Annotated in this window: 30 protein-coding genes; 17 read left to right on the top strand and 13 right to left on the bottom strand. The window is 62.7% G+C overall.

The features are described 5' to 3' along the window. The 3 genes from F4U95_RS21660 to F4U95_RS21670 all read left to right on the top strand — a co-directional run. The coding region (locus F4U95_RS21660; protein ID WP_150426544.1) for an integrase catalytic subunit at window positions 1-112 on the top strand (112 nt) is incomplete at its 5' end. 147 nt (window positions 113-259) lie between these two features. Next, the gene (locus tag F4U95_RS21665) at window positions 260-601 is read left to right on the top strand and encodes a hypothetical protein (RefSeq protein ID WP_025290608.1); all 342 of its coding nucleotides are present in this window, start codon (window positions 260-262) and stop codon (window positions 599-601) included. 3 nt (window positions 602-604) lie between these two features. Continuing rightward, on the top strand, window positions 605-916 hold the full coding sequence (locus tag F4U95_RS21670) for a hypothetical protein (protein ID WP_099232143.1): 312 nt from the start codon (window positions 605-607) through the stop codon (window positions 914-916). 126 nt (window positions 917-1,042) lie between these two features. Here the strand turns inward: F4U95_RS21670 and F4U95_RS21680 are convergent, their stop codons facing one another. Genes F4U95_RS21680 through F4U95_RS21695 form a run of 4 tightly spaced genes read right to left on the bottom strand, consistent with a single transcriptional unit; the run spans window position 1,043 to window position 6,635 of the window. Next, entirely contained in the window at window positions 1,043-3,532 is a 2,490-nt protein-coding gene (locus F4U95_RS21680) for a heavy metal translocating P-type ATPase (RefSeq protein WP_150412182.1), read from the bottom strand. Between the two features lie 41 nt (window positions 3,533-3,573). Then, a complete protein-coding gene (locus F4U95_RS21685; RefSeq protein WP_120252583.1) occupies window positions 3,574-5,340 on the bottom strand; it encodes an oleate hydratase in 1,767 nt (588 codons plus the stop codon). Window positions 5,341-5,367: 27 nt separating this feature from the next. Further along, complete coding sequence (locus F4U95_RS21690) at window positions 5,368-6,234, bottom strand: 3-hydroxyacyl-CoA dehydrogenase (protein WP_120252840.1); 867 nt, start codon at window positions 6,232-6,234, stop codon at window positions 5,368-5,370. Further along, window positions 6,231-6,635 carry an acyl-CoA thioesterase gene (locus tag F4U95_RS21695; RefSeq protein ID WP_035219913.1) on the bottom strand — a complete coding sequence of 135 codons (405 nt, stop codon included), beginning with the start codon at window positions 6,633-6,635 and terminating at the stop codon, window positions 6,231-6,233. The genes F4U95_RS21690 and F4U95_RS21695 overlap by 4 nt, the downstream gene beginning before the upstream one ends. On the opposite strand from F4U95_RS21695, the gene F4U95_RS25415 reads away from it, so the two are divergent. Further along, a complete protein-coding gene (locus F4U95_RS25415) occupies window positions 6,591-6,713 on the top strand; it encodes a hypothetical protein (RefSeq protein WP_269462558.1) in 123 nt (40 codons plus the stop codon). The two genes, F4U95_RS21695 and F4U95_RS25415, sit on opposite strands and share 45 nt — an antisense overlap. Window positions 6,714-6,724: 11 nt before the next feature. Here the strand turns inward: F4U95_RS25415 and F4U95_RS21700 are convergent, their stop codons facing one another. Further along, window positions 6,725-7,348: a TetR/AcrR family transcriptional regulator gene (locus tag F4U95_RS21700; RefSeq protein WP_120252838.1), complete on the bottom strand. Its 624-nt coding sequence runs from the start codon at window positions 7,346-7,348 to the stop codon at window positions 6,725-6,727. Window positions 7,349-7,503: 155 nt separating this feature from the next. On the opposite strand from F4U95_RS21700, the gene F4U95_RS21705 reads away from it, so the two are divergent. The 8 genes from F4U95_RS21705 (at window position 7,504) to F4U95_RS21730 (ending at window position 12,542) form a co-directional block, all read left to right on the top strand. After that, window positions 7,504-8,592: a catalase family protein gene (locus F4U95_RS21705; protein ID WP_246171674.1), complete on the top strand. Its 1,089-nt coding sequence runs from the start codon at window positions 7,504-7,506 to the stop codon at window positions 8,590-8,592. A gap of 40 nt (window positions 8,593-8,632) precedes the next feature. Next, on the top strand, window positions 8,633-9,244 hold the full coding sequence (locus F4U95_RS21710; RefSeq protein WP_017503242.1) for a hypothetical protein: 612 nt from the start codon (window positions 8,633-8,635) through the stop codon (window positions 9,242-9,244). A 3-nt stretch (window positions 9,245-9,247) separates the two neighbouring features. Further along, window positions 9,248-10,615 (top strand): Dyp-type peroxidase, encoded by a 1,368-nt coding sequence (locus F4U95_RS21715; RefSeq protein ID WP_120252837.1) that lies wholly within the window; start codon window positions 9,248-9,250, stop codon window positions 10,613-10,615. 124 nt (window positions 10,616-10,739) lie between these two features. Next, the gene (locus F4U95_RS25235) at window positions 10,740-11,078 is read left to right on the top strand and encodes a hypothetical protein (protein WP_017503244.1); all 339 of its coding nucleotides are present in this window, start codon (window positions 10,740-10,742) and stop codon (window positions 11,076-11,078) included. Window positions 11,079-11,100: 22 nt separating this feature from the next. Beyond that, on the top strand, window positions 11,101-11,442 hold the full coding sequence (locus tag F4U95_RS25240) for an MFS transporter (RefSeq protein ID WP_017503245.1): 342 nt from the start codon (window positions 11,101-11,103) through the stop codon (window positions 11,440-11,442). Window positions 11,443-11,540: 98 nt separating this feature from the next. Further along, a complete protein-coding gene (locus tag F4U95_RS25245; protein ID WP_245892582.1) occupies window positions 11,541-11,897 on the top strand; it encodes an MFS transporter in 357 nt (118 codons plus the stop codon). 111 nt (window positions 11,898-12,008) lie between these two features. Further along, entirely contained in the window at window positions 12,009-12,284 is a 276-nt protein-coding gene (locus F4U95_RS21725) for a hypothetical protein (RefSeq protein ID WP_145986290.1), read from the top strand. 9 nt (window positions 12,285-12,293) lie between these two features. Further along, a complete protein-coding gene (locus F4U95_RS21730; protein WP_120252836.1) occupies window positions 12,294-12,542 on the top strand; it encodes an SMI1/KNR4 family protein in 249 nt (82 codons plus the stop codon). A gap of 20 nt (window positions 12,543-12,562) precedes the next feature. On the opposite strand, the gene F4U95_RS21735 is transcribed toward F4U95_RS21730, so the two are convergent. The 7 genes from F4U95_RS21735 to F4U95_RS21765 all read right to left on the bottom strand — a co-directional run bounded on the left by F4U95_RS21735 (window position 12,563) and on the right by F4U95_RS21765 (window position 17,878). Further along, window positions 12,563-13,323, bottom strand: a protein-coding gene (locus F4U95_RS21735) for an IS5 family transposase (protein WP_120252835.1) whose coding sequence is annotated in 2 segments (ribosomal slippage) — window positions 12,563-12,999 and window positions 12,999-13,323 — 762 coding nt in all. Because the reading frame shifts where the segments join, the coding sequence is not laid out codon by codon here. Between the two features lie 122 nt (window positions 13,324-13,445). Next, window positions 13,446-13,781, bottom strand: coding sequence for a BrnA antitoxin family protein (locus F4U95_RS21740; RefSeq protein ID WP_004206995.1), 336 nt, complete (start codon window positions 13,779-13,781; stop codon window positions 13,446-13,448). Then, window positions 13,762-14,070, bottom strand: coding sequence for a BrnT family toxin (locus F4U95_RS21745; protein ID WP_037474511.1), 309 nt, complete (start codon window positions 14,068-14,070; stop codon window positions 13,762-13,764). Before F4U95_RS21745 ends, F4U95_RS21740 begins: the two co-directional genes overlap by 20 nt. A 27-nt stretch (window positions 14,071-14,097) precedes the next feature. Continuing rightward, the gene (locus F4U95_RS21750; protein ID WP_425505083.1) at window positions 14,098-14,331 is read right to left on the bottom strand and encodes a helix-turn-helix domain-containing protein; all 234 of its coding nucleotides are present in this window, start codon (window positions 14,329-14,331) and stop codon (window positions 14,098-14,100) included. Between the two features lie 120 nt (window positions 14,332-14,451). Then, entirely contained in the window at window positions 14,452-14,853 is a 402-nt protein-coding gene (locus F4U95_RS21755) for a DUF2147 domain-containing protein (protein ID WP_004207001.1), read from the bottom strand. 12 nt (window positions 14,854-14,865) lie between these two features. Continuing rightward, the gene (locus F4U95_RS21760) at window positions 14,866-16,443 is read right to left on the bottom strand and encodes a GMC family oxidoreductase (RefSeq protein WP_037474518.1); all 1,578 of its coding nucleotides are present in this window, start codon (window positions 16,441-16,443) and stop codon (window positions 14,866-14,868) included. 4 nt (window positions 16,444-16,447) lie between these two features. Beyond that, window positions 16,448-17,878, bottom strand: a complete 1,431-nt coding sequence (locus F4U95_RS21765; protein WP_037474520.1) for an aldehyde dehydrogenase family protein — start codon at window positions 17,876-17,878, stop codon at window positions 16,448-16,450. An 89-nt stretch (window positions 17,879-17,967) separates the two neighbouring features. On the opposite strand from F4U95_RS21765, the gene F4U95_RS21770 reads away from it, so the two are divergent. Next, the gene (locus tag F4U95_RS21770; protein ID WP_120252834.1) at window positions 17,968-20,385 is read left to right on the top strand and encodes a helix-turn-helix transcriptional regulator; all 2,418 of its coding nucleotides are present in this window, start codon (window positions 17,968-17,970) and stop codon (window positions 20,383-20,385) included. Between the two features lie 76 nt (window positions 20,386-20,461). Here the strand turns inward: F4U95_RS21770 and F4U95_RS21775 are convergent, their stop codons facing one another. Continuing rightward, window positions 20,462-21,178 carry a TetR/AcrR family transcriptional regulator gene (locus tag F4U95_RS21775; RefSeq protein ID WP_246171676.1) on the bottom strand — a complete coding sequence of 239 codons (717 nt, stop codon included), beginning with the start codon at window positions 21,176-21,178 and terminating at the stop codon, window positions 20,462-20,464. Between F4U95_RS21775 and F4U95_RS21780 the strand changes: the two genes are divergently transcribed. Genes F4U95_RS21780 through F4U95_RS21795 form a run of 4 tightly spaced genes read left to right on the top strand, consistent with a single transcriptional unit; the run spans window position 21,177 to window position 25,868 of the window. Beyond that, window positions 21,177-22,547 (top strand): TolC family protein, encoded by a 1,371-nt coding sequence (locus F4U95_RS21780; protein WP_025290596.1) that lies wholly within the window; start codon window positions 21,177-21,179, stop codon window positions 22,545-22,547. The two genes, F4U95_RS21775 and F4U95_RS21780, sit on opposite strands and share 2 nt — an antisense overlap. Beyond that, entirely contained in the window at window positions 22,544-23,581 is a 1,038-nt protein-coding gene (locus tag F4U95_RS21785; protein ID WP_197716491.1) for an HlyD family secretion protein, read from the top strand. Before F4U95_RS21780 ends, F4U95_RS21785 begins: the two co-directional genes overlap by 4 nt. Next, complete coding sequence (locus F4U95_RS21790; protein WP_120252832.1) at window positions 23,578-24,741, top strand: ABC transporter permease; 1,164 nt, start codon at window positions 23,578-23,580, stop codon at window positions 24,739-24,741. Before F4U95_RS21785 ends, F4U95_RS21790 begins: the two co-directional genes overlap by 4 nt. Further along, on the top strand, window positions 24,738-25,868 hold the full coding sequence (locus F4U95_RS21795) for an ABC transporter permease (protein ID WP_004206985.1): 1,131 nt from the start codon (window positions 24,738-24,740) through the stop codon (window positions 25,866-25,868). Before F4U95_RS21790 ends, F4U95_RS21795 begins: the two co-directional genes overlap by 4 nt. Window positions 25,869-25,875 lie beyond the last annotated feature (7 nt).

The following is a 25,875-nucleotide window of genomic DNA, read 5'->3' on the forward strand; positions in this document are numbered from 1 at the left end:
CCTGGGCTACCGGCCACCGGCACCGGAAACGGCGACACCGCCATATCCGGCCTCCGGTTCCGCTTCGCTCCACCTCCGTCCGGATATGGCGGCGATGCGCTTAATGCACTAACAAACCAATCGGTCCACTCGGTGGGGGCAGACCACATCGTGGTCTGCGGGATATGCGGACACCGCATGGGTCTTCACTCACTCTGCCCATAAGAAGACCCCCGTCTATCACTGCATCGATAGCGAGCAGAGCGGGCACTGCCAGAATGTGCGCGCAAACCAGGTTGATGCAGAGGTCGAGCGGCTGTTGATCGAAGCTCTGCAACCCGATCGCATCGACCTTGCGCTTGCGGCTCATGAACAGATGAACGGCGAAAACCGGCTGCTGGAACGTCAATGGGCGCTGAATCGGGAGAAGGCGCATTACGAAGCGGAGCGTGCACGCCGACAATATGATGCCGTGGAGTCGGAAAAGCGGCTCGTCGCACGTTCGCTGGAAACGTTGTGGGAAGAGAAAATACGCGAAGCCGACGCGTCGAACAGGATTACGCGCGGTGGCATGTCGAGCAGGTTAACGCCCTGGCCGCCGCCGCGCGAACGCGTATCCTGACCATTGCCGACCCTGTTGCCCGCGTTCTCGAAGCGGGCTGGCATCGACGAACGCAAAGAGATGATGCGGCTCGTGATCGACAGCGTGACGGTCGACAAGAGCCGTGCGCAAGGCCGTATCTGGTTCGCGATCCTGTGGCAGACCGGCGCGCGAACAGAGCATGTGATCATCCGCAATACCGCCAACTATGACGATCTGGCTCACTTCGCACGCATCGAGGAGATGGTGCGAACGCTCAATGCTGTGGGATCACTCGACCGTCAGATCGCGGACGCCCTGACAGCCGAGGGCATCATGAGAAGATCGGCGCTCTGATCTATGCCAACCTCTTCGACAACGAGGGCGAAGACACCTTCTCGCTGATCTGGTCCCGCCCCAACGGCAGGCGCGCCGACTAAGACCCCACGCAAGACCCCGCCACAAGGTCGGGGCCTTGGTCCGTCATGCCTTCACTGTCCGGAGCCGCAGCGAATTGCCGATGACGCTGACGGACGACAGCGCCATCGCGGCAGCAGCGATGATCGGCGACAGCAGCAGCCCAAACGTGGGATAGAGCGCCCCCGCCGCGATCGGCACGCCTGCCGCATTGTAGATGAAAGCGAAGGCGAGGTTCTGGCGGATGTTGGCCATCGTCGCCTGCGACAGGCGTCGCGCGCGGACAATGCCGGTGAGATCGCCCTTGAGCAGCGTTACCCCCGCGCTCTCGATGGCAACGTCGGTCCCTGATCCCATGGCTATGCCGACATCAGCGGCGGCGAGCGCCGGCGCGTCATTTACGCCGTCACCCGCCATGGCCACCACCTTGCCCTGCGCCTTCAGGCGCTCGACCACCGCCGCCTTCTGGTCCGGCAGCACATCGGCCTCGACCTCATCAATGCCGAGCTTTCTGGCGACGGCTTCGGCCGTGGTGCGATTGTCGCCGGTCAGCATGACGATGCGGATGCCTTCGGCATGCAGGGCCTTCAGTGCCTCAGGCGTGGTCGCCTTGATCGGGTCGGCGATGGCGAAGATGCCGCCGATGGCATTGCCTATCCCGATATAGATCGCCGTCGCACCGTCGCGGCGCAACTCATCCGCCTGCCCGGCGAGCGACGCCGTATCGATCCCATGCTCGGCGAGAAAGGCGGTGCTGCCGAGCACCACTTGCCGTCCCTCGATCACGCCGACCGCGCCCTTACCGGTCGGCGAGTCGAAATCGGCGACATCGGGGATGGCGATCTTTCGTTCCTCGGCAGCCGCCACGATCGCGCGCGCAAGCGGATGCTCCGAGGCTTTTTCAACACCTGCCGCCAGCCGCAGGATGATCTCCTCGACAAATCCCGGCGCCGCGACGATCCGGGTCACCGCCGGTTTGCCTTCGGTAAGCGTCCCGGTCTTGTCGACCACCAGAGTATCGATCTTCTCCATCCGCTCGAGCGCCTCCGCGTTCTTGATCAGAACGCCGGCGGCCGCCCCCTTGCCGATACCGACCATGATCGACATCGGCGTCGCAAGCCCGAGCGCGCAGGGGCAGGCAATGATCAGCACGGAAACGGCCGCGATCAGGCCATGCGCCAGACGCGGCTCTAGCCCCCATACACCCCAGGCCGCGAAGGCGAGCAGCGCTACGGCGATGACGACCGGCACGAACCAGCCCGACACCTGATCAGCCATGCGCTGGATCGGCGCGCGCGAGCGCTGGGCATCCGCGACCATCTGGACGATGCGAGCCAGCATCGTGTCGCGCCCGACTTTTTCCGCCCGGATGACGAGCGCGCCGGTCTGATTCAGCGTACCTCCTACGACCGCTTCGCCGACTACGCGCGTCACCGGCATGGATTCGCCGGTCACCATCGATTCATCGATCGATGAGCGCCCCTGCTCGACCACGCCATCCACCGGCACGGTTTCCCCGGGCCGGACCCTGAGCCGCTCGCCGATCGCAATCGCCTCGACCGGCACATCTTCTTCCACACCGTCTGCCCCGATGCGTCGTGCGGTCTTCGGCGCGAGATTGAGAAGCGCGCGGATCGCGCCGGACGTCTGTTCCCGGGCGCGCAACTCCATAACCTGACCAAGCAGCACCAGCACGGTGATGACGGCGGCCGCCTCATAATAGACCGCGACCGCGCCATCAGCGTCACGGAAAGCCTGCGGGAAGAGCTGCGGCGCGAATGTCGCGACGATGCTGTATCCCCAGGCGACGCCGGTCCCCATCGCGATCAGCGTGAACATGTTGAGGCTGCGGTTGACGATCGACGCCCAGCCACGCGCGAAGAACGGCCATCCGGCCCACAGCACCACCGGCGTCGCCAGGGCGAACTGGATCCAGATCGAGATGTGCATCGGCCCCAGATGGTGCAGCGCCGGGATCAGGTGGCCGCCCATCTCCAGCAGGAACACGGGCAAGGCGAGCGCGAGGCCGATCCAGAAGCGCCGGGTCATATCGGCAAGTTCGGGACTGGGTCCGGCATCCGCCGCCGCGATCAGCGGCTCCAGCGCCATGCCGCAGATCGGACAACTGCCCGGCGCGTCCCGGCGGATTTCCGGATGCATCGGGCATGTCCAGATCGTCCCTTCCGTTGCGGTTGCCGTTACTGCCGCAACGTGGTGATGCTCATGGGTATCAGGTCCATGCGTGTGGCTATGGTGGGAATGATCGCCATGGGCGGCAGCACCCTCATGGTGATGTGCAGCATGCGCTGCCAGTGCCGCATAATGCACGGGGTCGGCGTCGAACTTCGCCTTGCAGCCGGCCGAGCAGAAGACGTAGCGCTCGCCTTCATACTCAGCATTGTGAGCGGTCCTGGCGGGATCGACCACCATGCCGCAGACCGGATCATGGTCGACGTGACCGGACGGCGTTACGCCGTCCGGCTCATGATGGTGATGATGGCCGTGCGCCCCAGTCACCTCGGCGGCGCGTTCGCTCTTCTGATCGTCGTCGGCCATTCATCACCTTTCACACGCCGCGCGTGCCTTCCGGTCTTTGTTCACTCCTCGATCAGATGGAACTCTTCGAGCAGCTTGGCGATCTCGGTGCCTTCGAGCTTCTTCATCAGCAGCTTGCGCAGGAAGGCCGGCCCGGGAAGATCGATGCCCTTGCCGTCCCGCAGCGGACCGATCGCAGCAAGAAGTGTACGGATATCATAGGTCGAGTTGAAGACCTCGGGCACGCCGCGCTCGACATTCATCAGCGTGTAGACGGCCTCCATCGGGGTTCTCACCGAATATTCCGTGGTGAAGATGCAGTCCCGCTGCTTCGACTCCGCGAACTGGCCGATGAAGGCGAAGTTGACCGCGCCCTCCGGCACCACGTCCGGCCGGTCACCCGCCTGGCGCGGCATGAAGAAGGCGGTAATATAGGGCATCATCGTGGGAACGGTGCTGGCGCCGGATGCCGCGAGTTCGGGAATGTCCTCGACCGGCACGCCGAGGTGATAGAGCCATTCCTGGGTGATCTCCTCACCGGTGCATTCCTGCATCGGCTTCTTCACGAAGTCGCCGGGGCAATCGACAAAGAGCGCGTAGAACCAGGCGATCATCTGATCTTTGGGCTGCTTCTTGAAATGCGGCTGGCGATGAACCGTCCAGCTCAGCAGCCACGCCGAGTCCTTCACCGTGACGATACCGGCGGAGACGATCTTGCCGGTAAAGGGGTTCCGCTTCGTGATCTTCTCGACATAGGCCGGAATGCGGGCGTCGAGGGCAGTGATCGACGCGGAGGCCCATTTCGTCTCCGGGATATGGGCGCCGAATACGTCCGGGCGGCCGAAGGCCGGATCCTTCGCCGCGATCCGCCGCCACAGGTCCCAGGCCGGCGCCGGTCCTTCGTTGAGCTTCGCCGGTGTCCTGTGGTCGCCATTGTCGGAATTCTCGGTCAATGAGCCGATGGTTATGAAGACGAGATCGTCTGGCGCGAGATCGACGCCGCCTTCGACGCCGCGCTCTTTCCAGTGAATGCGGGTCGCTTGCTTGCGGCCGGGCTGGATGTCGAAATCGACATCGGTGACCTCGACGCCGTAGCGGAACGTGACGCCGTGATCGGTCAGCCACTTCACCAGCGGCAGGACCATCGATTCATACTGGTTATAGCGGTTGAACTTGAGCGAGGAGAAGTCGGCGAGACTGCCGATGTGATGGATGAAGCGGTGCAGGTAGAGCTTCATCTCCAGCGCCGAATGCCATTCCTCGAAGGCGAACATGGTGCGCCAGTAGAGCCAGAAATTGCTTTTGAGGAAGTCTTCGCCGAAGACCTCGTTGATACGCTTGTTCTCCATCTCCTCGCGCGTCGCGAGGAAGACCGAGAGCAGGTCCTTCTGGGCCTTGTCGTTTAGCGTCAACAGCGCTTTGTCGGGCACGTCCTGGCCCTGGTTCTGCGTCGTGCGCTGGAGCGAAAAGTTGGGATCGTCCTTGTTGAGCCGGTAGAACTCGTCGAGCACGCTGGCGTCCTCGATCTCCAGCGAGGGGATCGAGCGATAAAGGTCCCACAGGCACTCGAAATGTTCTTCCATTTCGCGGCCGCCGCGAATGACGAAGCCCTTTTCGGGCACGTCCAGACCATCGAGCGCGCCACCAGGGATTTCCAGCTCTTCAAGGATGGTGATGCGGTCGCCGGAAACGCCGCCGTCGCGGATCAGGAAGGCCGCGCCGGCAAGCCCCGCCAGCCCCGAACCGACAAACCAGGCCGTCTTCTTGTCGGCGCCCTCGGGCTTGCGGGGACGCACGAAGGCTTCATAGTTTCCGCTGCTATAGTGCATGGCGAACTCCTGTTCTTCTTGTTGGGATCAGTCTGCGGAGGGCTTGTAGCTGTAGAAGCCTTCGCCCGAGGCGATGCCGAGCCTGCCCTTGTCGATGTAGTTTTCCTTCAGCCAGGCGGCGAGCGACTGAGCATGCTCGCCGCCATGCGAGAGGATGTTGTAGGGGGTGTTCAATCCGATGATGTCGTAGATCTGGAACGGCCCCATCGGCGCGCCGGTGGCGATCCGCCAGACCTTGTCGACATCTTCCGGCTCGGCATAGCCGCCGGCAGCCAGATCGGTGGCCGCGTTCAGGAACGGCACCAGCAGGGAGTTGAGGACGTAGCCCGCTTTTTCCTTGCGCACCGGGATCGGCACCATGCCGATCGCGGAGGAGAAGGCGATCAGGGTATCGAACACGGCCGGATCGGTGTCGTCCGTGCCCATCACCTCGGCGGTGTTGAACTTCCAGATGCTGTTGGCGAAGTGCAGCGCCAGAAACCGGTCCGGTCGGCCGGTGTAAGCCTTCAGGTCGCTCGGCAGCAGGGTCGAGCTATTGGTGGCGAAGATCGTCCTGTCCGGCGCGAGCCCCGCCAGTTTCTCGTAGAGCGCCTGCTTGATCGAAAGAACCTCCGGAACCGCCTCGATCACGAGGTCCGCGTCCGCGACGGCCGCGCCGAGATCGCTCAGCAGAGCGATCCGCTTGAGCGCCCCGGCCGCCTTGCCGCCAGCCGCGCCCGACACCTCGTTCGTGTAGGTTTCGACGAGCGCCGCCAGCCGTGCGCGCGCCTGTTCGAGCGCTTCCTCGCTGATGTCGTAGGCGACAACATCGAAGCCGCTATAGGCCGTCTGGAAGGCGATCTGGCTCCCGAGGACTCCCGTGCCGAGAACCGCCACTTTCCTGATATCGCTCATCCAATTTCCTTCTGCGCGGTATCGTCACTTAGAAACGGAGCCGCCACCTCCACCGGGACGCGGGCCAGCTTGCCGGTTTCCCGATCGACCAGGGCCCATTGGGTCAGCGAGGCGACGATCGTCCGGCCGTCTTCGGCATGGAATTCGACACATCGTGCATAGCGGGCACCCCGCGGCGCTCGGACGACCCAGGTGATCGCACTGACCTCGTCTCCCGCCCGGACATTGCCGCGATAGTCGACCTCATGGCGCAGCACGACCGCGACGAACCGGTCGCGATCCTGCGGCCGCGCGGCCGTCAGCCAATGCGCCACCGACGCATCCTGAATCCAGGTCACCCAGACCGCATTGTTGACATGGCCGAGTTCGTCGATGTCGGCGTCCCGGGCGCGGAAGCGGATATGGAAGCGCCGACGCTCATCCACCTCGCCGACGAGTGGGTGTCCGTGCTCATCGCAGCCGATGCGTCGACGATCTGACACGATCCCGCTCACGAATACGCCTGCTCCTCAAGCGACGAACCCAGTCCTGCCATGGCGCGGAAGAAGCCGACGAGCATCTCGTCGCGCGGCATGGCGCCTTCGACATCGCCCTGCACCGCCAGTCCCATCCAGAGCGCGTAAAGACCGATACCGGTCTGCATCGGCGGCAAGGCCGGACGAAGTGCGAAGCGTTGCGTCAGATCGGCGACGAGCTCACCGAACATCCGATAGCAGGCCGCCTTGCCCTCCCGGTGCCGCTCGGCGAAAGCCGGATCGCGCCGGGCATGGAGCTGCAATTCGATCGAGAGCAGTGACCATTGTGCCTCGTCGGCCAACTTCGCGAGCCGCGCGGCCAGCACCTGCAGCGTCGCCTCGATATCGTCGCCGGAGCAGTGCGCGACCAGGTCGCGAAGCAGTGTGACCTCGTCCTGGATATGGCTTTGCAGAATCTCGACCAGCAGATCATCCTTGCTGGCGAAGTTCGAGTAGAAGGCGCCCTGCGAATGCCCTGCGGCGCTGCAGATGTTGCGAATCGACATGGCAGCGACCCCCTCCTCGATAATCGAGGAATGCGCGGCCGCGATCAGCCGGTCCCGCGTCTGGCGCTGCGTGTCCTTGCGCGTAAGCGGCATGGGTTCGTTCTCCAACCAACGGGCGAGACGTGCGAAACCTTTTCGGAGGTTCCGCGTTCTCAGTGAAACCAGATATCAACTGATATCCGCAATCAACGGCGATTTCGACCCGAAATCGTTCCTGGGCAACGAAATCTCAGTGTGAAGGAGCGCTCTTGGCTCAAACCTACATTGGCTATTCCCCGGACGTGGAGGTTCTCGGCGAGGACGAGGAGCGGCTGACCGCCGAGATCCTCGAGATCATGGCCACCACCAACCGGCGGGCCTTCGAGCGTCATCGCCACGCCGTGCGCGACGCCCATGCCAAAAGCCATGGGTTCCTGAAGGGCGAACTGATCGTTCACGAACTGCCCTCGCATCTGCGCCAGGGCTTGTTCGCCCGACCCGCCAACTATCCGGTGGTGATCCGCCTCTCTTCGGCGCCGGGCGACATCCACTCCGATACCATTCCCGCGCCGCGTGGCATGGCGATCAAGGTGATCGGTGTCGATGGCGAGCGGCTTCTCCCCGAAGACCAGGGCCACAACCAGGATTTCCTGCTCGTCAACATCCCGACCTTGAGCTTCGGCACGATCGGTAAATATCGCCAGCTCATCAGCCTTCTGGAGAAGAATGCCCAGAACCCGGCCTTTCTCCAGCGAGCGATGGCTGGGGTCGCGCGCGGCGTGGAGGCGGCAGTCGAAGCGGTCGGCGTCGAGCCCGGCGCCACGCTGCGCGGGCTCGCTCGCGACAATAACCATTTGCTGGGCGAAACCTATCATTCGATGGCGGCGATCCGCTTCGGCGACCATATCGCCAAGATCAGTGCCGCGCCGTTCTCCGACAACGTCCGTGCACTGACCGGCAAGGATGTCGGCGCGGTTGAGGATTCCACCATGCGCGATCTGGTGGTTGAACATTTCCGCGAGCAAGGCGCAGAGTATCAGCTCCGTGCTCAGCTCTGTGCCGATCTCGACAGGATGCCGGTCGAGGACGCCGCCGTGCTCTGGCCGGAAGACCTTTCGCCGCACCAGCCGATCGCGACCCTGCGCATCCCGCCACAGGAGGCCTATTCGCCGGCGCGGCGCGTCTACGGCGATGATGTGCTGTCGTTCAATCCCTGGCACGGTATCCGCGATCATCAGCCACTCGGCTCGATCATGCGCGTGCGCATCGCCGCCTATGAACGATCCACCCGCTACCGCCATGAGATGAACGCCCAGCCTCGTGTCGAGCCGACAAACATCGACGCCATCCCGGACTGACGCACCGATCGTCACACGCAATCACGAAAGGAGGCCAGCCATGGCCGAAACCGAAGACACCCCGCAGATCGACGAAACCCGCCTTCAAGCCATCCGGCGGCGGATCGAGGAAGTGGCCGGCGACGCGCCGCAGCTCGCCAAGCTCGCCCTTGAGCAGATGGTGACGAAGCACAATCCCGACCTCAAGGGCACGGCGGGCTCGGCTGGCCGTGTCGGCGCCCAGTCCGGCAATGTCTCCGAGCTCACAGCCATCGCAAACTTGAAGCCAGGCGGCGCGGACCGGCTGAAACGCATCTTCGGGCTGGTGAACGGCAATTTCGATGGCGCGCAGAAGGTCGGCACGCTCCACAATATGCGGTTCGTGTTCTTCGACAACGACACACGAATCCTGTTCGCCACCGCCTATGACGGCGACTGGGACACCTATATCAACGACTTCGCCACCAAGATCCCCGACCTGATGGACCTGCTTTTCGCTTCGGTCGAAGGTTGGCCTGGCATCGCAAGCCCCAAGGTCAAGGATTTCATCGCCGAGCATCAGATCACCGCTGCCGGCTGGTTCGTCGCCAACCCGCAGGTGACCGTCGTCGACGTGCGCCGCCTTCAGCGGATGGAACATGCCGTCAACGAATTCCTGGACAAGGTGGGCTGAGCCATGGCGATCCTTCAGAAACTGAAAGAGCGCTTCCGGCGCGACAGCGTTACGCTCGATCTGCACGACATTCAGGCGCTGATCCTGCGAAGCCGGCCCGAGCCTTATGTCGGTATCCACGCCATGCTCCATTTCGACGAGGCGGAGGGCGCGCGCGATCTTCTCGGCCGGCTCGCGCCCCATATCGCATCTGCCGACAACTGGAGCGAGGATCTTGATTTCTGGATCGGGGCCGCACTCAGCTTCGAGGGGCTGAAGGCGCTCGGCGTTCCCGAAGCGCAGCTCAAGACATTCCCGCTCCCCTTCCAGCAGGGCATGGCCGCACGCGCGGAGCAGCTTCGCGACTTCGGACCCAACGCGCCGGAAAACTGGGAAGACGTGTTCAAGCCGGGCAACTGCCATCTCGCGCTGACCATCTACGCGGTCGACGATGATGCGCTCGACAAGGCGCTGGCGACGGCGCGCACCGAACTCGACCGGAGCAGCGGCGTCACCTTGCTCGGCGAGCATCGCTTCGGCGCGCCGGACGGCGCGAAAAACCCGTTCGGTTTCCGGGATTCGATCTCCCAGCCCGCCGTCGAAGGTAGCGGCGTCGATCCGCTGCCGGGCGAGGAGCGCCCGATCAAGGCGGGCGAGTTCATTCTTGGATATGAAAGCGAGAACGGCCAACCGCTTGGCATGCCCGAGCCCGCCGGGCTGGGCAAGAACGGCACCTTCGTCGTTATGCGCAAGTACAACAGCCGGGTCGGCTGTTTTAACGCCTTCCTCAAGGCGCATGGCGAGACGCCGGAGGAACGCGAGCTATTAGCCGCCAAGATGTTCGGTCGCTGGCGGTCAGGCGCGCCCTTGACGCTGTCGCCCGATCACGACGATCCCGACCTCGGCGCCGACCCGCAGCGCAACAACGACTTTAGCTTCAAGGATGACCCCAAAGGTCGCGTTGTGCCGCTTGGCTGCCATATGCGCCGGCTCAATCCCCGCGACTCCGAGTTGACGCTGCTCACCGACGTCAACATCCACAGGATCATCCGTCGTTCCTCGACCTTCGGGCCGGTCTATTCCGAGGATGTCACGCCGCAGGACGATAAGAAAGGCGATCGCGGCCTGTTCTTCATCTTCATCAGCGCGCGTGCCTATGACACGATCGAGTTCATGCAGCAGGAATGGATCAATCGCGGGAATTTCGTCGACCTTGGCGAAGAGCGCGATCCAATCGTTGGTCTGCATGAGGAGGACGGCCGGTTCACGATCCCGCAGGCGCCTGCGCGCAAGCGCATCGACGGTGTGCAGACCTTCAATGTCATGAAGGGAGGCGAATATCTGTTCATGCCAAGCCTATCGGCGCTTAAGTGGTTGGCAGAACGACGCTAAAGCTATTCACCTGATTGTCGGTTGAGATTTGAAGTGTGCAGAGTGACCCGGAAAGTGCGGGGCTGTGCGGAAGGTTAAGTGAGTGGGAGTTGAGTTTCGGCAAGGCTGGGGATGGTTGGTCCTTGTGGCGCTTACGATTTCGACGACCGGCGATGAAATCACGTTGCTGACGTTGATGTTCCGCACTGCCGAGAACGCATCCGGCTATGCGGTGCCGACGCTGCTGACCGCGGAGCTGCTACCCGGTCTGATCGCCGCACCCTGGGCGGGCCGCTTGATCGACCGCCGGGAGGCGGCCCGCATTCTGGTCATGGTGTCAGTTCTGCAAGCGGGCGTGATAGCATTTATCGCCTATTATCCCATGTTCACGCTCGCCGGGGCCGCGCTGTTGAGCGTGCTGTTCACGATCAGCAGCGCCGCAACATTCGCGTTGATTCCAGTGCTGGCGAGCGGCTTGGAATGACCTCGCACTCGCCAATTCCCTTATGGAAATGGTTCGCAGCCTTGGAATGCTCGCTGGTCCAGTCGCTGGGGGCGTACTGGTGGGATGGATCGGATCGCGCAATGCGCTTTTAGCCGATGCCGCCAGTTTTGCCCTTTTGGCCCTCGTCGTGATGGCGAGCAGGCTTCGCCGCAAGCCACAACGGGACGATCAGGAGGAAGAGACCCTGTTCGCGGACTACCTGCCGCTGCTCCGCAATCGGCGGTTGATGGTGGTTACGGGTGCGCTCAGCCTCGAAGTGTTTGCGACCGCCATAGCCGACGTTGCTTTCGTGTTTCTCGTGATGGTGACGCTGGGAGCGGGCCGACCGCGTTTGGAATGCTGACGGCACTATGGGCGGTTGGGATGTTGATCGGCGCTGGGCTGGCCGAAAGGGTTATTGGCCATAGGGTCGGACTGGAGGCGTTCGGCACGGCCGCTGTCATGGGCGCGACCATGCTGTGGATCGGCCTTGCGCCGATCGGGCTGGCAATCGTTGCCGTCGCCTTCATCCTAGGCGGCGGCGCAAACAGCATCCACAACGTCGCTGTCCGAACCTTGTTCCAGTCAGAATGCCCGCCCGCCGATCATGGCAAGGTCGCCGCGATCTATGGTGCGGTGACACGCACCGCCGTAATCGGCGGCTATGTTGCTGGCGGCTTCTTTTTTGTGCCGAATGATGCGCCAACCGCCTATCTCGTGGGCGGCCTGCTGGGCGTTGTCGCGGGCTTAGTCGGATGGCGGATATTCAATCGTAGATGGAGCGCAGCACCAATCAAAGCATCGACGCGCCAAGATTGACCTGATTGTCGTGCCCCTCCGCTAACGGCTATACCAATCAGGTGGCGTGATTGAGGCGCGGTGCGGAACGGACACGATAGCGACGCCCTAATGATGTAAGGCAGAAAATATATGACCTTTCAGTTTGATCCATCATTCGATGCAGAATCACTCCACATGCCGGGAGATTCTTTGATCGAATTAGACCAGATAGAGAGTTCATTAAGAATATTGCTGCCGTCTGAGCTTCGTGATTTATTTATTGAATTCGGATCAGCGATAGTTTTCAATAAGGATGTTGAATTTCCTGCGGAAAAATGCGCCTATTCCGATGATTCAGGAAGAATTGGCGTTTCAGTTATATATGGCCCTGTTGGCGGAAGCTTAGGAATAATTCTCATAAACTAACAATTATCCATGCAGATTCCAAAAATATCTGTGGTTTTTGCGGAAATCGGTCTGGGTAATATGCTGTTAATTGACAGAATTGATGGAAAGATATCCGTATGGCTGCACGATGAAGCTCTGCCTTCTAGGGCGATAACCCCCGTATACGACAGCTTTCATGACTTTATCGATGCACTGGTAGCCTTCGATCCTCCTCCCCTGCCCAGTTTAAAGGAATTGGGATTGGACTTGAAAGCGATGGGGATAGAAGAGGAGTAGCTAGGCTCAGGACTCACTGATCAAAGCCAGAAGATGACGGTGGCAGCGAGGGCGATGGCCGAGAAGAAGGCGTTGGGGCATCGGTCGTAGCGCGTCGCGACCCGTCGCCAGTCTTTGAGGCGGCCGAACATGATCTCGATGCGGTTGCGCCGTTTGTAGCGGCGCTTGTCGTGTTTGACGGCCTTGTTCCGGGATTTGCGACCGGGGATGCAGGGGGTGATGCCCTTTTCCTGCAAAGCATCGCGGAACCAGTCGGCATCGTAGCCGCGATCAGCGAGCAACCATTGGGCTTTGGGAAGTTCGTCCAACAGGGCAGCGGCACCGATATAATCGCTGACCTGCCCTGCGGTCATGAAGAAACTGATCGGACGGCCGTTCGCATCGGTAACGGCATGGAGCTTGGTGTTCATACCGCCTTTCGTGCGCCCGATCAGGCGTCCCGCGCCCCCTTTTTTACCGCCAGGCTCGATGCCGTGCGGTGGGCCTTGAGATAGGTTGCGTCGATCATAACCGTCCTGCGTTCGGAAGACTGAGGCACTGCCAGACCTTCCATCATCCGAAGGAAAACGCCCTTGTCACCCCACCGCTTCCAGCGGTTGTAAAGCGTCTTGTGCGGCCCATAGTCCTTTGGTGCATCCCGCCAGCGCAACCCATTCCTGTTGACGAAAATGATCCCGCTCAACACCCGGCGATCGTCGACACGCGGTTTGCCATGGCTCTTGGGAAAGTAGGGCTCAAGCCGAGCCATCTGCTCGTCCGTGAGCCAATACAGGTCGCTCATCTTCAATCTCCTCGCGGAGCCTGAATCAGATCGAGCCGGTTATATCAATGGGTCCTGACCCTAGAGGTTACGGTTCGGCGCTGACGGAAACCACACGATAACCGATAGCCTAACTATCTAAATTAACGTGGCTTTTCCTGCCTTCTGGCGGTCGCCAGCATCTCACGGCGAAGTATGGCGTTCATGCGGGCTTGGTAGCCCTTACCCTGCGATTTGAGCCAGGCGAGCACATCAGCATCAAGGCGTGCCGTCACCTGCTGCTTGATGGGCTTATAGAAGCGCCCACGCTGCCCGTTCCGCCAGAAATCCTCTGTCAGCGCCGGAGAGTCGCTATAGTCGATCCCGCTATCCGGCATCGCCTGCAGGGCATCCAGTTCGGCCTGTTGCGCTTCGGTCAACGGCGGCAGATTGTCCGGATCGAGTTGGAAACGGACGGTATCAGCGTCTTTCTTCTTCATAACGTCGCCTTTCCGTTCGATCGGCCTTTCGAGCCGAAATGATATGAATGATCTCCACATACTCGCCGTCATCGTCTTGCTCGACGACAGTGTGGGCCACGAGGAGGAGCAGATGCCCTTCCACGAGGCCCAAGGTTTGCCATCGTCGCTCGCCACCTTCGATCCGATCCTGATCGCTCAGCGCGAAAGGATCTGTGAACGCACGAGTAGCGATCGCAAAGCTGACGCCGTGCTTCTTCAGATTGCTCTCGGCTTTGGCCGGGTGCCAGGAGAAGCGCATGGATGGCATTACGGAAATATAATTATGTTTTTGTCGTTACGCAAGGCGCGGCGGTTTGAGCCATCCGGCCCGCGCGAGCGTATCTGCGAGGGTCGATCGGGGCACGTTGAACGTGCGGCTGATCGACGACTTGCTAGCGCCACCGGCAAGGGCGGCGGTGATCTGATCGAGCTTTTCCGCATCGATCGTTCGCGGGCGGCCACCGTAGCGCCCGCGCCGTCTGGCGGCCGCAAGGCCCGTCGCCGAATTGATCCCGTGGCGGCTGCACACATCGCTGTCGCCATGCCCGCTTCCTGCTCCGCGCCTCTTCAATTTATCGTAGAAGCTTTTGATGTGTCTTATTAAAATCCTTGGCTTGCCGCTCTCGGTCAGACGATGATTGGACGGATTTCAGTTCACTTTCGTCCATATCTGCGATTTGCACATGATCCGCCCTGTCAGGCACCCCTTTCCCTCCATCCGCCGATCGTCGAGCGTGGTGATTGTTCCAGAGAAGGTTTGGCCGATGTCGGGTACAAAAACACTGCCGCGCCACACGCCCTTCTTTTCAGGAACAAAATCGCGAAACAGGATCAGACCTACCAGATCGTTTGTCCCGCCGCGCCGCGCATCCGCCTTGGCTTTGTCACTTGCCCAGACCACGACCCCGCACATTCTGCTTCCGCACGGCTGGGCTCGCACATGTACGCTGTCCTGCGGATTCTTCCACACTCCGAAAGAAGCGCGCTGTGCCTCGACGGACGCAGATGCTGCAAGTAGCAGCATGGCTGCCAATACGAAACTGAACCTCATCGCCATTCTTCCTCAAGGCCGGATCATCATTTGCGCGACATTTTCCGCGATCGCCATGGTAGGCGCGTTAGTGTTGCCCGACACGATCGACGGCATGATCGATGCATCGACCACGCGCAAACCGTCAATGCCACGTACACGGGCTGCCGGATCGACCACGGATGCCGAGTCACTGCCCATGCGGCATGTTCCTACCGGATGATAGATTGTTTCAGCGCGCGCGCGGATGTCGTCGATCAGAGCCTCGTCGGTCTGGACCGCGGGTCCCGGTCGCACCTCCTCGCGCAAGTGACGGGCGAGCGCCGGCGCATGAAGGAGCTTGCGGGCTAGCTTCGCGCCATTCAGCAAGACGCCCACATCATCGGGATGACTGAGATAATTGCCCTCTATGCGCGGATGAGCCGTGGGATCGGCGATCTTGAGCCCGATCCTGCCGCGGCTCTTCGGTAGAAGGTCGCAGACATGCACGGTCATTCCGTAGCCGAAGGCTGTCTTGCGGCCATGGTCACGCAGGATCGCCGGCAGGAAATGGAATTGAAGATTGGGCCGCTCCCGGCCGGCGTCGGATTTGAGGAAAGCGCCGCCCTCCGAGGCATTTGACGTCAATTCGCCTTCATGATGAAGGAAATAGCTCCATGCGCCGCGTATCGCACGAGGCAGGAAACTGGGCGCCACCCCAAATCCTTCGCGATCGGCCGTGGTTGCCACAGCCGTATAGTCGAGGTGATCGGCGAGATTGGCTCCGACTTCGGGCGCATCCAGAACGATCTCTATGCCATGCTGCCTGAGTTCGCTCGCCGGGCCGACGCCCGACAGCATCAGAATCTGCGGCGAATTGACCGCGCCAGCCGAAAGGATCACCTCTCCACCGGGGCGCAGCAGCAGGTCCCGGCCGCCGACGCGGACCCCGATGGCGCGACGGTCCTTGAACAGTATCCGTTCGACGAGGCCGTTCGTTTCGATGGCGAGATTCTTGCGCGAGCGAGCCGGATCGAGAAACGCTCGCGCCGTGCTGAACCGTTGCCCGTCTTTCTGGGTCACCTGATAGACACCAAAGCCTTCCTGGCTCACGCCATTGAAGTCGGGATTTCGCGGGTAGTGCAGTTCCACCCCAGCTTCGACGAAGTCTTCCGTAAGTGGGTTCACTCGCCCAAGATTGGAGACGCAAAGTGGCCCGGCATTGCCATGATGCTCGTCGTGGATAGCCTGATTGTTTTCGAGCGCGATAAAAAGCTCGCGCATGCGCGGCCAGTCCCAGTCAGCTCCGGCGGCCGCCCCCCAGCCCTCATAGTCCGCCCGATCGCCGCGAATGTAGACCATTGCATTGATCGAGCTGCTGCCACCCAGCGTCTTGCCGCGCGGCCAATAGAGCCGCCGGTTGTTAAGGTGAGGCTCGACTTCGGTCTCACAGTTCCAGTTCACCCATCCCGTGCGGGCAATGACGCCGACGCCAAGCGGCATGTGAATGAAGGGATTGCGATCGCGCGGCCCCGCCTCGATGAGGCAGACAGCTTTATCCGAATCAGCAGAAAGGCGGTTGGCCATGACGCAGCCGGCCGAGCCGCCGCCAATGATGATATAGTCGTACATGGATTTACCCCAGAAAGCGTTTGGCAAGTCGGATCAGACGCGCTGCCCGGCCCGAATAGGGAGGAAAGACGAGAGGCAGAGCGGAGAAGCGGTTCTGGAGAACGGCGCGCTCATGACTGAAAGTCCGGAACCCGTGATGGCCATGTGCCGCCCCGATCCCGGAATTGTTCACACCGCCGAACGGCAGATGATCGTGGACGTATTGGACGATGGTAAGGTTGACGCCTGCACTGCCGGAAGTCGTGGCCGCCAGGATATGATCCACTCTCGCCCGGTCACGATCGAACACATAAAGCGCCAGCGGCTTGGGTCTTGCGTTGATCCGACCGATCACGGTTTCAATGTCATCATAGGTCAGGACCGGCAGGACGGGACCGAATATCTCCTCATGGTCGATCGCCGCCTCGGGAGCGATCGCCTCCAGCACTGTGGGCGCCAGCGCCCTTCCCTGCCTTTCGCCGCCGACAATGATCCGCCCGCCCGTGGCCAGGGCATCCGCAATCAGGCCCCCCAGTCTGTCCGCATGGCGATCATTGACGATCCTTGCGAGATAGGGGCTCGTCATGCCCGAACCATAAGCGGCGGCGATCCGGCGGCGCAGCGCTTCCACGAACCGGTCGCGGATCGAAGCGTGGACGAACACATGATCGGGCGCGATGCAGGTTTGACCGGCATTGGAGAATTTGCCGAAGGCGATCCAACTGGCGGCCGTCTCTATGTCGGCATCCGGTCCCACGATCGTGGGCGACTTGCCACCCAGTTCCAGCGTAACGGAGGTCAGGTGGCGGGAGGCTGCCTGCATTACGACTTTCCCGACCTCGGGGCTGCCGGTGAAGAAGATATGATCGAAGGGCAGCGCGAGCAGGGCCTGAGACATCTCCTTCCCGCCGAGGGCGACGGTAACCAAGTCTGGCGGAAATGTGTCGGCGATCAGCCGCGCGATGACGCCCGAGGTAGCAGGTGTCATCTCCGAAGGCTTCAGGATAGCGCTGTTGCCGGCAGCAAGGCAGGAGACAAGCGGCCCCAGGCAGAGATTGAATGGGTAATTCCAGGGCGCGATGATAAGGCACACGCCGCGTGGCTGCGGCACGATCCGTCCGGCCGTGCCGAAACCGATCAATGTCGGTCCGACATGGACTGGCCGCATCCATCGGCGCAGATTACGACGGCTGTGGCGGATTTCCTGCATGACCGGAAGAATTTCCGTCAGAAACACTTCGGCCTCCGGCTTGCCGAAGTCGGTCGCCATGGCCTGGACGATCTCCCCTTCGAACTTTCGTATGGCAGCCGCGAGGCGCGCCAGCGCAGCGCGTCTTTCAGCAAGGCCAAAGCGCATCCGGCGCTCGTCCGACATTGCCTTTTGCGCGGTGAAGAGCATTTCCACCGGGCGGCCATCACAGGGTTCCTGCGAAATCGAATGGCTCTCTTCAATCATTTCATTCTCGTCGAAAACATGACCTTCGCGCGAGTCTTACGAGCGCAAAAGCAATAGGGAACTACACGAACATGTAGTATCGACCCGACATGGGCCTGGGAACCGAATGGACTCCAACGCTGCTTTCGCGACTGGCGGAAACGGCACTTCGCCGTGTGGAATTGACCGCGCGCGTCAGCCTGCTGCGCGCACCTTGCGGCTACGGCAAATCGGCGACGCTCGCGGCCGGTTGGAAGGAGGCGGCGGACACTGGTCGCCCGGCGCTTTGGGCAAGTCTTGCAAGCGACGACACAAAGAAGGGCACCCTGCGTCGCCTCGCCTTTCAGGCCGGAACCGCCGCGGACATCGAGTCCATTCTCCAATGGATATGGCATCAGGACAGGCCCGGGATTATTTGCCTCGATGATGTTCAAGAAGCGCCGCATCTCGAAACGCTGACAAGAGACATGATGGATGCTCTTCCCGATGATTGGCGAGCGGTCCTTGCAACCTCCGCTCCCTGGGGATTTGGCGTCCTCAACGCTGACTGGCAGGAAGTCGGCCCCGATGCCCTGGCCTGCCGCGCCCAGGATCTGAAGGAATTGATCCGGGTCCCTTCAGCCCTCGACCGGATCATATCGGACACACAGGGTTGGCCCGCATTGTGCCGCATCGCGGGCCGTGTATCCCACCGGATGCAGCCACTGCATTTATGGCCCGAGATCATCTGTTATCTCGATCAGATGGTGTTGGCGCCCTTATCGCCCGCTCTGCGCACATGGCTGAAAAAGGCGGCATTAATCGCTCCCCTCGATGCCGAAAGCCACGATTTTGCCCTGCGCGTCCACGACGGCGCGCAATGGATCGCACGTGCGCAACGCGAATGCCTCCTATTGAGGCCGGACAGTGACGGAATGTTTGCGCTCAATCCGGCGCTGCGACACCATCTTGCCTTGAGCGGACAGTCGCAGCTTCGTTCCTCTCCAAGCCATCTTCTAAAACGTGCGGCTTTTCATCACTGGCGCGCCGGCCGGCCAGCGCAAACGATAGCGCTTTCGCTGCGGGCCGGCGATCCGGCCTGGGCGCGGGGGCTGGGCGGTGAGATCGTCATGGATGTCGCCCTGCGACAAGGCCGTATCGATGAGTTGGCCCATTGGCTCGAGGGCGTGCCCGACACAGCGTTGCTGACCAATCCCATGGCTGGCCTGGGAAAGATATGGGCCCTTTCCTTCCAGCAGCAGCATGCAGGGGCGACGCACCTTTTGAAGTTGCTGTCACGCACGGATGCGCATGAGGAATTGCTGACGCTGCTCGGTGCGACGACAGCGGCGCTGAGGGACGATGTCGTCCGGGCGGAAATGCTCTGCCGGCAATGGCTCGAGCTGCACGCCCGGGAAAATCCGATGATGAAGGCCTCCGCCCTGGCCTGCCTCGCGAGCATCGTGGCGAGCCAGTCGAACGCGGCCGAGTTCGCGGCACTACGTCCCCTACTGGATCAAGCCTTTGCCCTGGCCGATCAGGGCTTTGCCCGCGACTGGGCAAAGATTGCCGAAGTGCTGCTCCTGCTGACGCAGGGGCAGATCATTCCCGCACGAAATAGGATCGACGCGCATCTGACGGATATGGTCTCCCCGGTCGCCGAGCAGACGCTGAAAACATTGCGCCTCGCTGTGCTGGCCGAAAGCGGCGTGCCTCTGGCAGAACTGGAATGGCCGTTGCTTTTCTGCGACCAGATCGTCGACGTCCGCATTCATACGGCACGGGCCATATTACGGGCCGCTCGTCTGGCCGGAGATGCGGACCTCTGCGAAAAAATCCTGACCGAACTGGACGTGAAAGCCGTACGCGACCACATGCCGCGACTGCAACTCATGGCCGATATCCTGACTGCGGAACATGAAATCGCGTCGGGTCGATCGGTCACCATCCCCAATATTCCCAGGAACGACGCCATCACTTCGGCTCACCTCGCCATTGCGGACGTCGAGTGCATGCTTCTGTCTGCGACGCGGGCGCTTGCCGACCGGAAGGATCACCTCGCGCGCCAATTGACGGACCGTATCCTGGCCCGCATCCGCAGGGCAGGATGGCAACATATCATACTCAAAACCCTCATGCTGCGTTCGGTGCTGCATCTACGTAAAGAGGCGCTGCAACTTTCCATACGGTCAGCGGAAGAGGCCTCGGAAATTCGCGACAGCACAGGACTGAAGGAAACAGCGCGGGAGTTCCGGAATATCCTGGAGCATATTCACGCGGGATGGGCCGTAAAGGCGAGGTTTGATCGGTCCGCAGCACAACATCACTTGCCGAGTTCACAACATACCGAAGGATCCGACCTGTCTCGCCGCCAACTCCATATCCTCGGCCTGGCGCGGGATGGTCTTACGAGCGCGGAGATCGCCAACATATTGGGTATCGGCGAAGATGGCGTAAAATGGCATTTTCGCGCGATCTTCAAGTGTCTCGCTGTCAACAGGCGCACCCAGGCCGTCGCCACGGCGATACAGCGCGGTCTCCTTCACTAAACGATCTCCCACGTCACAAATAGAGGCAGGCATGCTGTTGCGCGGCCTCCCGCAAGGCAAGATCAGCAATCCATTCTTAGTCGACTCTCGGTGCCGCCCTCGCCAGCATGAGATCCACGAGAAAGTCCAGAAGCTCTCCGCTTGCGACCTCGTGCGGTTCGAGCAGGCCCTGGAACATGCTTCCCTCGTGGACAGCCAGGATCAGTCGCGCGATGCGCGGGAGGCCCCGGGCAACGATGCGGGAGTCCTCGCGAAGGATGTCGGCGAGCGCGCCCTCGATGATGGCGAGGATCCGTCCTTGCCGTTCGGCATAGTGGCTCGCCATGGCAGGATGGCGTAGGGCATAGAAGCCGAACTCGGCCTGGAGCAGATACCAGTCTCGATCGAACGGATAGCTGGCGATAAAGGCCTTGAGGAAATTGTCGGCCGTCGAGCCGGGCATGGACAGGGCGCAAGCGGTCGCCTCCTCCAGCCTCGACTGCAAGCGCTCGATCACCCGGTCATAGAGGGCGAAGAACAATTCGTCCTTGGATCGGAAGCTGGAATTATAGGCCCCCCGGCTCAGACCGACGCGCTCGCAAATATCTTCCTGGGTGGAGCCATGGAAGCCACGTTCGGCGAAGGCCTCGAGAGCGCCATCCAGGATGCGCTCCCGGGTCTGCGCCCGGGTCGGGCGCGTTCGTGCCGGGCGGCGGCGGCTCACGGGATCACGGGCGGGAGCATTTCGATACAAATATGTATTGAGTCGGTTGGATGTCAACGTTACCGTGCGGGAGCAGGAGACGTTCTTCATGACCTTGCGATGTTCGATGCTGGTTGCCGCGCTGGCGACTGCGGTCTGTCAGGGCGCGCAGGCGCAAACGATCGACAGGCTTGATCTCGATTATCGAAGCGCCCAGGCGAGGCTGCTCGAGCGGTCGGACGCGATCCAGGGCGCCGACGCCGATGTGCGCAGCAAGGAGGCCCAGAAAGGCTCCACGAGCACGTTGCGGCGTCCGACCGTCGAGTTCGAAGGACAGATGATCCGCTATCAGAAAACCCTCTATCTGCCGCTCGGCCCGCTGGCGGACGTGGCCCAGGATTATTCCATCTCTGACCCCCTGCGCTTCGAGATCGAGCGCACCAGCACCCGGCCGATCGTGACGGCGACGCTGCCGCTCTATTCCGGCGGCCAGATTCCCGCCGCCCAGGCGGGCGCCGCGGCGCAACTGGGACAGTCGCGCGCCGAACGCCAGATCGTCATCGACAACGGTCTGTTGCAGATGACCCAGCTCTATTTCGGCCAGCAGTTGCTCGAGCGCGTGCGCGATGTTCGCCGTGATGCGCTTGCGGGATTAGAGCGGCATGTCGCGGACGCCCTCAAGCTCGAACAGGAAGGGTTCATAAGCCGGGCCCAACGCCTCCAGGCGCAGGTAGCGCGCGACGACGCCGCGCGCGAACTGGAAAAGGCGCAGGCCGATCTCGCGAGTGCGCAGGTAGCGCTTGCCGGCGCGCTGCGGGCGCCGTCCGGCGTCGATCCCGTCTCCCCGATCTTCGTGATCCGTCAGCCGCTCCGTTCGCTCGACACCTATGTGGACGCGGCCCTGCGCGCCCATCCCCAACTGGATCGGCTCGGCGCGCTGGAAGACCAGGCTGAAGCGGGGGTGGCCCTTCAGCGCGCCAAGCTCCGGCCTACGATCTATGGCTTCGCCCAGTATAATTTCGATCGGCGCGACACGCTGTTGACCGATCCCGACTGGTCGGTGGGCGTCGGGCTGCGCTACACGCTCTTCTCCGGTGTGGGCCGCTCGCAAGCGGTGCAGGCCGCGCGGGAAACGGTGACGCAAGCCAATGCGGGCCTGCGCGAAGCCCGCACCCAGATCGAAATCGGCGTCACGCGGTCCTGGAACGATGCGGAAGCCGCGCGACGGCGGTTTGAGCTGACCGACACGGCCATCACTGCGGCGCAGGAGAATCTGCGGGTCCAGACCCTCGGCTATCAGGAGCAGCAGACAACCTCGCTCGACGTGATCGATGCGCAGCTCGGTCTTGCCCGCTCCCGGATCCAGCGCGCCCAGGCCGGATATGATTTCGTTGTCGCGCTCGCCCAGCTTCTCCACGTCAGCGGTCAGATCGCCACATTGCCGGACTATATCGACCAGGGTGAAAGGGTCACGCCATGACCGCCACATCGGAAACCCTGGTCACCCCGGACGAGACGGCTCCGCCGGTTCCGACCGGGCGGAAGCGCAAGTTGCTGCCGCTCATTGCTTTCCTCGTCGTGGTCATTCTCGGCCTCGGTCTCTGGCTGGCCTATCGCCCGGTTCCCGATCAGCTCCAGGGCATGGTCGAGGCCCGCGAACTGCGGATCACGAGCAAGGTCTCGGCTCGGATCACGGCCTTTCATGTCGAGGAAGGCCAGCCGGTGAAGACGGGACAGCTGCTCTATACGCTCGACAGTCCCGAGGTCGAAGCCCGCTCCGAACAGGCCGGCGGCGCGCTCGCCGCCGCGCAGGCGAATGCGGACAAGGCCGATGAAGGCGCACGGCCGGAGGATATCCGGGCTGCCGAGGCCCAGTGGCGACGCGCGCAGGCGGCGGCGGACCTCGCCCAGACCACCTATCAGCGCACCGAGCGCCTCTTTGAACAGGGTGTGCTGGCAGGGCAGAAACGCGACGAGAGCCGCGCAAACGCCCTGGCCTCCAATGAAGCGGCCCGAGCGGCGCGCGCGCAATATGATCTGGCGCTGGCCGGGGCGCGGCGACAGGATCGGCAGGCCGCGAGCGGACAGGTGCGCCAGGCGCGCGGCGCCCTGGCCGAAGTCGAGGCGGCCGAGAAGGAAACCTGGGTGTTCGCGCCGTCGGACGGTGAGATCGGACGCAGGCTGGCGCAGTCGGGCGAACTCGTGCCGCAGGGATTTCCCGTCTTCGTCCTGACCGACATCGATCATCCCTGGGTGACGCTCACCCTGAGAGAAGATCAGTTCAGTGCGATCCGCCGGGGACGGGTCCTGACCGGCCGCATACCTGCGCTCGGCGATCGTTGCGCCCAGTTTCGGGTCTTCTACATCGCGCCCGCCGGCGATTTCGCGACATGGCGCGCGACCCGCCAGTCGAGCGGATTTGACGTGAAGAGCTTTGACGTGCGCCTGTCGCCCGTGTCGCGGGTCGATGGGCTGCGCCCCGGCATGACGGTCCTGTTCGACTGGCCGCAATGATCCGGGCCTTCGTCGATAGCGCCCGGCGCGAAACCGCCTTCCTGCGCGGCAGCGTCTGGGATCTGGCGCTGGTCACCTGGCTGCCTCTGCTGCTGCTGGCGATCGTCGCGGTCCAGTTGTCGGCAGGCGTCATGCGGAACCTGCCGATCGTCGTGGTCGACGAGGACGGCGGCGGCGTCGCGCGCGACCTCATCCGCAAGCTGGAGGCGTCACCCGGGCTCAAGGTCGCGGCGCGGCCACCGGACATGGCACAGGCCGAGCATCTGGTCCGCTCCAACGCCGCCTATGCCGTGGTCCTGATCCCGCGTGATCTCGAGCGCACCGTGCTGCGCGGCGAGACCGGCAAGATCCTCCTCTTCTACAATGCGAGCTATTCCACGCCCTCGGGTTCGGTGTTGCGTGAAGTCGGCACCGTGGTCCAGGCCCACGCAAAGGCCTTGGCCGGGGAGCAAAGCGCCGCGATCGCCGGTCCCGCGCGTGTGCGGCCGCAGCCGGTGAGCGTGCAGAGCCGGATCCTCTACAACCCGCAGGCCAGTTACGAGCTGCAACTCGTCGCCCTGATCCACCCCGCACTCCTGCACCTGCTGTTCATGATCGCGGTCGTGAGCGCGCTCGGTCGCGAGCTGCGGGACGGGACCATCGGAGCATGGCTTGCAGGGCCTCGAGGCGAGGCGGTCGCCGCCGTCGCCGGCAAGATCGCGCCCTATATCCTCATCTTCCTGCTCTGGGGGGCGCTTGCGACCGGCTATCTCGCGGTCTACCGGGGCTGGCCCGTGCAAGGGAGCGTGGCGATGCTGATGGGCGGCTATCTCGCCCTCTATCTCGCCTATGCGGGCATGGCCTTGTTCATCGTCGGGGCCACCCTTTCCATGGGGCAGGCGCTGTCGATGACCGCCCTCTATGCGGGCGCTTCCTTCGCCTTCGCCGGGGCGATCTTCCCGATCGAGTCGGCCTCCGCCTTCGCCCGGCTATGGAGCGCGCTGCTGCCTTTTACCCGCTTCGCGCGGCTGGTCGCGGAGCAATGGATGATCGGCGCACCCGTGCTCGCATCTCTTGGATCGATCCTGGCGCTGTTTGCCTTTCTCGTCGTCGGCTCGGGCGCCGGGCTGCCGCGCTATGTCTCGGCGCGGATGAGCCCGGAGGTCTGGGGACGACGATGATCGGCCGCGCCTTCCTCGCTACCTTCCGCGCCGTTCTCTCCGACCGCTCCGCCTTCATGCTGATCGTCGTGTCGACGATTCTCTATTCCTTCTTCTACCCTTCAGCCTATTCCGGGGAGGTCGCGGTCCGCATTCCGGTGGCCGTCGTCGATCTCGACGACAGCGGCGCAAGCCGCAGTCTCGTGCGCCGGATCGCAGCGCTCCAGCAGGCCGATCTTGCCGCGCGCCCGGCCTCTCCAGGAGCCGCCCGGCTCTGGCTCGAGACGACCGGCGCAGGGGCCGTGGTCATCATCCCCGAGGGGTTCGAGCGACATATTCTGAACGGCGCCCAGGGCACGGTCGCGCTCTACGGCAACGGCGCCTATCTGCTGCGCAGCAGCACGGCGCTGTCAGGCATCGGCCTGGCGGTCACCACGATCGCCGGCGAGGCGGCGAGCGATCAGGCCATGGCGCAGGGCGCACCCGCCCGCCCTGCCCTGTCGCTCGTTCAGCGCCCGCTGTTCAACACGCGCGAAGGCTATGGCAGCACGGTGTTCCCCGGGGTCGGCTTCCTCATCATTCACCAGACCCTGCTGATGGGCCTGACGATGCTCGCCGCCACCCTGCGCGAGACACTGGGACGCTTTCGTCTGCCCTCGCGCACCCTTATCGGAATTGCCCTGGCCTTCTTCGTGATCGGCTGGGCCGACGTGGCCTATTATGCGGGTTTTGTGTTCTGGTTTCAGGACTATCCCCGCGCCGCCGGCTCTCCTGGCGCCTTGATCGTGGGCGGCAGTTTGTTCGTGGGCGCGACTGTGGCGGCGGCGCTTGCGCTGGCCAGCCTCTTCCGGACACGGGAACGACCCCTGCAACTGTGGATGGGCACGTCGCTCGCCATCTTCTTCCTCGCGGGTCTCTCCTGGCCGGCGGAGGCGACGCCGGCCTGGCTGGCGCTCCTCGCGCGCCTCCTGCCAACCACCGCGGGCATTCATCTCATGGTCGGGCTCAATCAGATGGGCGCGAGCCTTGCCGAGCAGACGCGGGAGGTGCTCAACCTCGCCATCCTCATTCTGGTCTACGGAGGCCTGGCCTGGTGGCGCTTCACGAAGATTTCCGCGCCGGACCTTCAGCCTCTCAAGCCCGACTGACGCCTCA

It is taken from the genome of Sphingobium limneticum (assembly GCF_008710165.1).
Classification (GTDB): Bacteria; Pseudomonadota; Alphaproteobacteria; order Sphingomonadales; family Sphingomonadaceae; genus Sphingobium; species Sphingobium limneticum.

What these genes read in the sequence shown, in the direction of transcription:
- F4U95_RS21680 (WP_150412182.1), bottom strand. Translation starts at nt 3,532, where the DNA reads ATGGCCGACGACGATCAGAAGAGCGAACGCGCCGCCGAGGTGACTGGG.
- F4U95_RS21685 (WP_120252583.1), bottom strand. Translation starts at nt 5,340, where the DNA reads ATGCACTATAGCAGCGGAAACTATGAAGCCTTCGTGCGTCCCCGCAAG.
- F4U95_RS21690 (WP_120252840.1), bottom strand. Translation starts at nt 6,234, where the DNA reads ATGAGCGATATCAGGAAAGTGGCGGTTCTCGGCACGGGAGTCCTCGGG.
- F4U95_RS25415 (WP_269462558.1), top strand. Translation starts at nt 6,591, where the DNA reads ATGGCCGAGTTCGTCGATGTCGGCGTCCCGGGCGCGGAAGCGGATATG.
- F4U95_RS21700 (WP_120252838.1), bottom strand. Translation starts at nt 7,348, where the DNA reads ATGCCGCTTACGCGCAAGGACACGCAGCGCCAGACGCGGGACCGGCTG.
- F4U95_RS21710 (WP_017503242.1), top strand. Translation starts at nt 8,633, where the DNA reads ATGGCCGAAACCGAAGACACCCCGCAGATCGACGAAACCCGCCTTCAA.
- F4U95_RS21715 (WP_120252837.1), top strand. Translation starts at nt 9,248, where the DNA reads ATGGCGATCCTTCAGAAACTGAAAGAGCGCTTCCGGCGCGACAGCGTT.
- F4U95_RS25240 (WP_017503245.1), top strand. Translation starts at nt 11,101, where the DNA reads ATGGAAATGGTTCGCAGCCTTGGAATGCTCGCTGGTCCAGTCGCTGGG.
- F4U95_RS25245 (WP_245892582.1), top strand. Translation starts at nt 11,541, where the DNA reads ATGGGCGCGACCATGCTGTGGATCGGCCTTGCGCCGATCGGGCTGGCA.
- F4U95_RS21725 (WP_145986290.1), top strand. Translation starts at nt 12,009, where the DNA reads ATGACCTTTCAGTTTGATCCATCATTCGATGCAGAATCACTCCACATG.
- F4U95_RS21730 (WP_120252836.1), top strand. Translation starts at nt 12,294, where the DNA reads ATGCAGATTCCAAAAATATCTGTGGTTTTTGCGGAAATCGGTCTGGGT.
- F4U95_RS21740 (WP_004206995.1), bottom strand. Translation starts at nt 13,781, where the DNA reads ATGAAGAAGAAAGACGCTGATACCGTCCGTTTCCAACTCGATCCGGAC.
- F4U95_RS21745 (WP_037474511.1), bottom strand. Translation starts at nt 14,070, where the DNA reads ATGCCATCCATGCGCTTCTCCTGGCACCCGGCCAAAGCCGAGAGCAAT.
- F4U95_RS21755 (WP_004207001.1), bottom strand. Translation starts at nt 14,853, where the DNA reads ATGAGGTTCAGTTTCGTATTGGCAGCCATGCTGCTACTTGCAGCATCT.
- F4U95_RS21760 (WP_037474518.1), bottom strand. Translation starts at nt 16,443, where the DNA reads ATGTACGACTATATCATCATTGGCGGCGGCTCGGCCGGCTGCGTCATG.
- F4U95_RS21765 (WP_037474520.1), bottom strand. Translation starts at nt 17,878, where the DNA reads ATGATTGAAGAGAGCCATTCGATTTCGCAGGAACCCTGTGATGGCCGC.
- F4U95_RS21770 (WP_120252834.1), top strand. Translation starts at nt 17,968, where the DNA reads ATGGGCCTGGGAACCGAATGGACTCCAACGCTGCTTTCGCGACTGGCG.
- F4U95_RS21780 (WP_025290596.1), top strand. Translation starts at nt 21,177, where the DNA reads ATGACCTTGCGATGTTCGATGCTGGTTGCCGCGCTGGCGACTGCGGTC.
- F4U95_RS21775 (WP_246171676.1), bottom strand. Translation starts at nt 21,178, where the DNA reads ATGAAGAACGTCTCCTGCTCCCGCACGGTAACGTTGACATCCAACCGA.
- F4U95_RS21785 (WP_197716491.1), top strand. Translation starts at nt 22,544, where the DNA reads ATGACCGCCACATCGGAAACCCTGGTCACCCCGGACGAGACGGCTCCG.
- F4U95_RS21790 (WP_120252832.1), top strand. Translation starts at nt 23,578, where the DNA reads ATGATCCGGGCCTTCGTCGATAGCGCCCGGCGCGAAACCGCCTTCCTG.
- F4U95_RS21795 (WP_004206985.1), top strand. Translation starts at nt 24,738, where the DNA reads ATGATCGGCCGCGCCTTCCTCGCTACCTTCCGCGCCGTTCTCTCCGAC.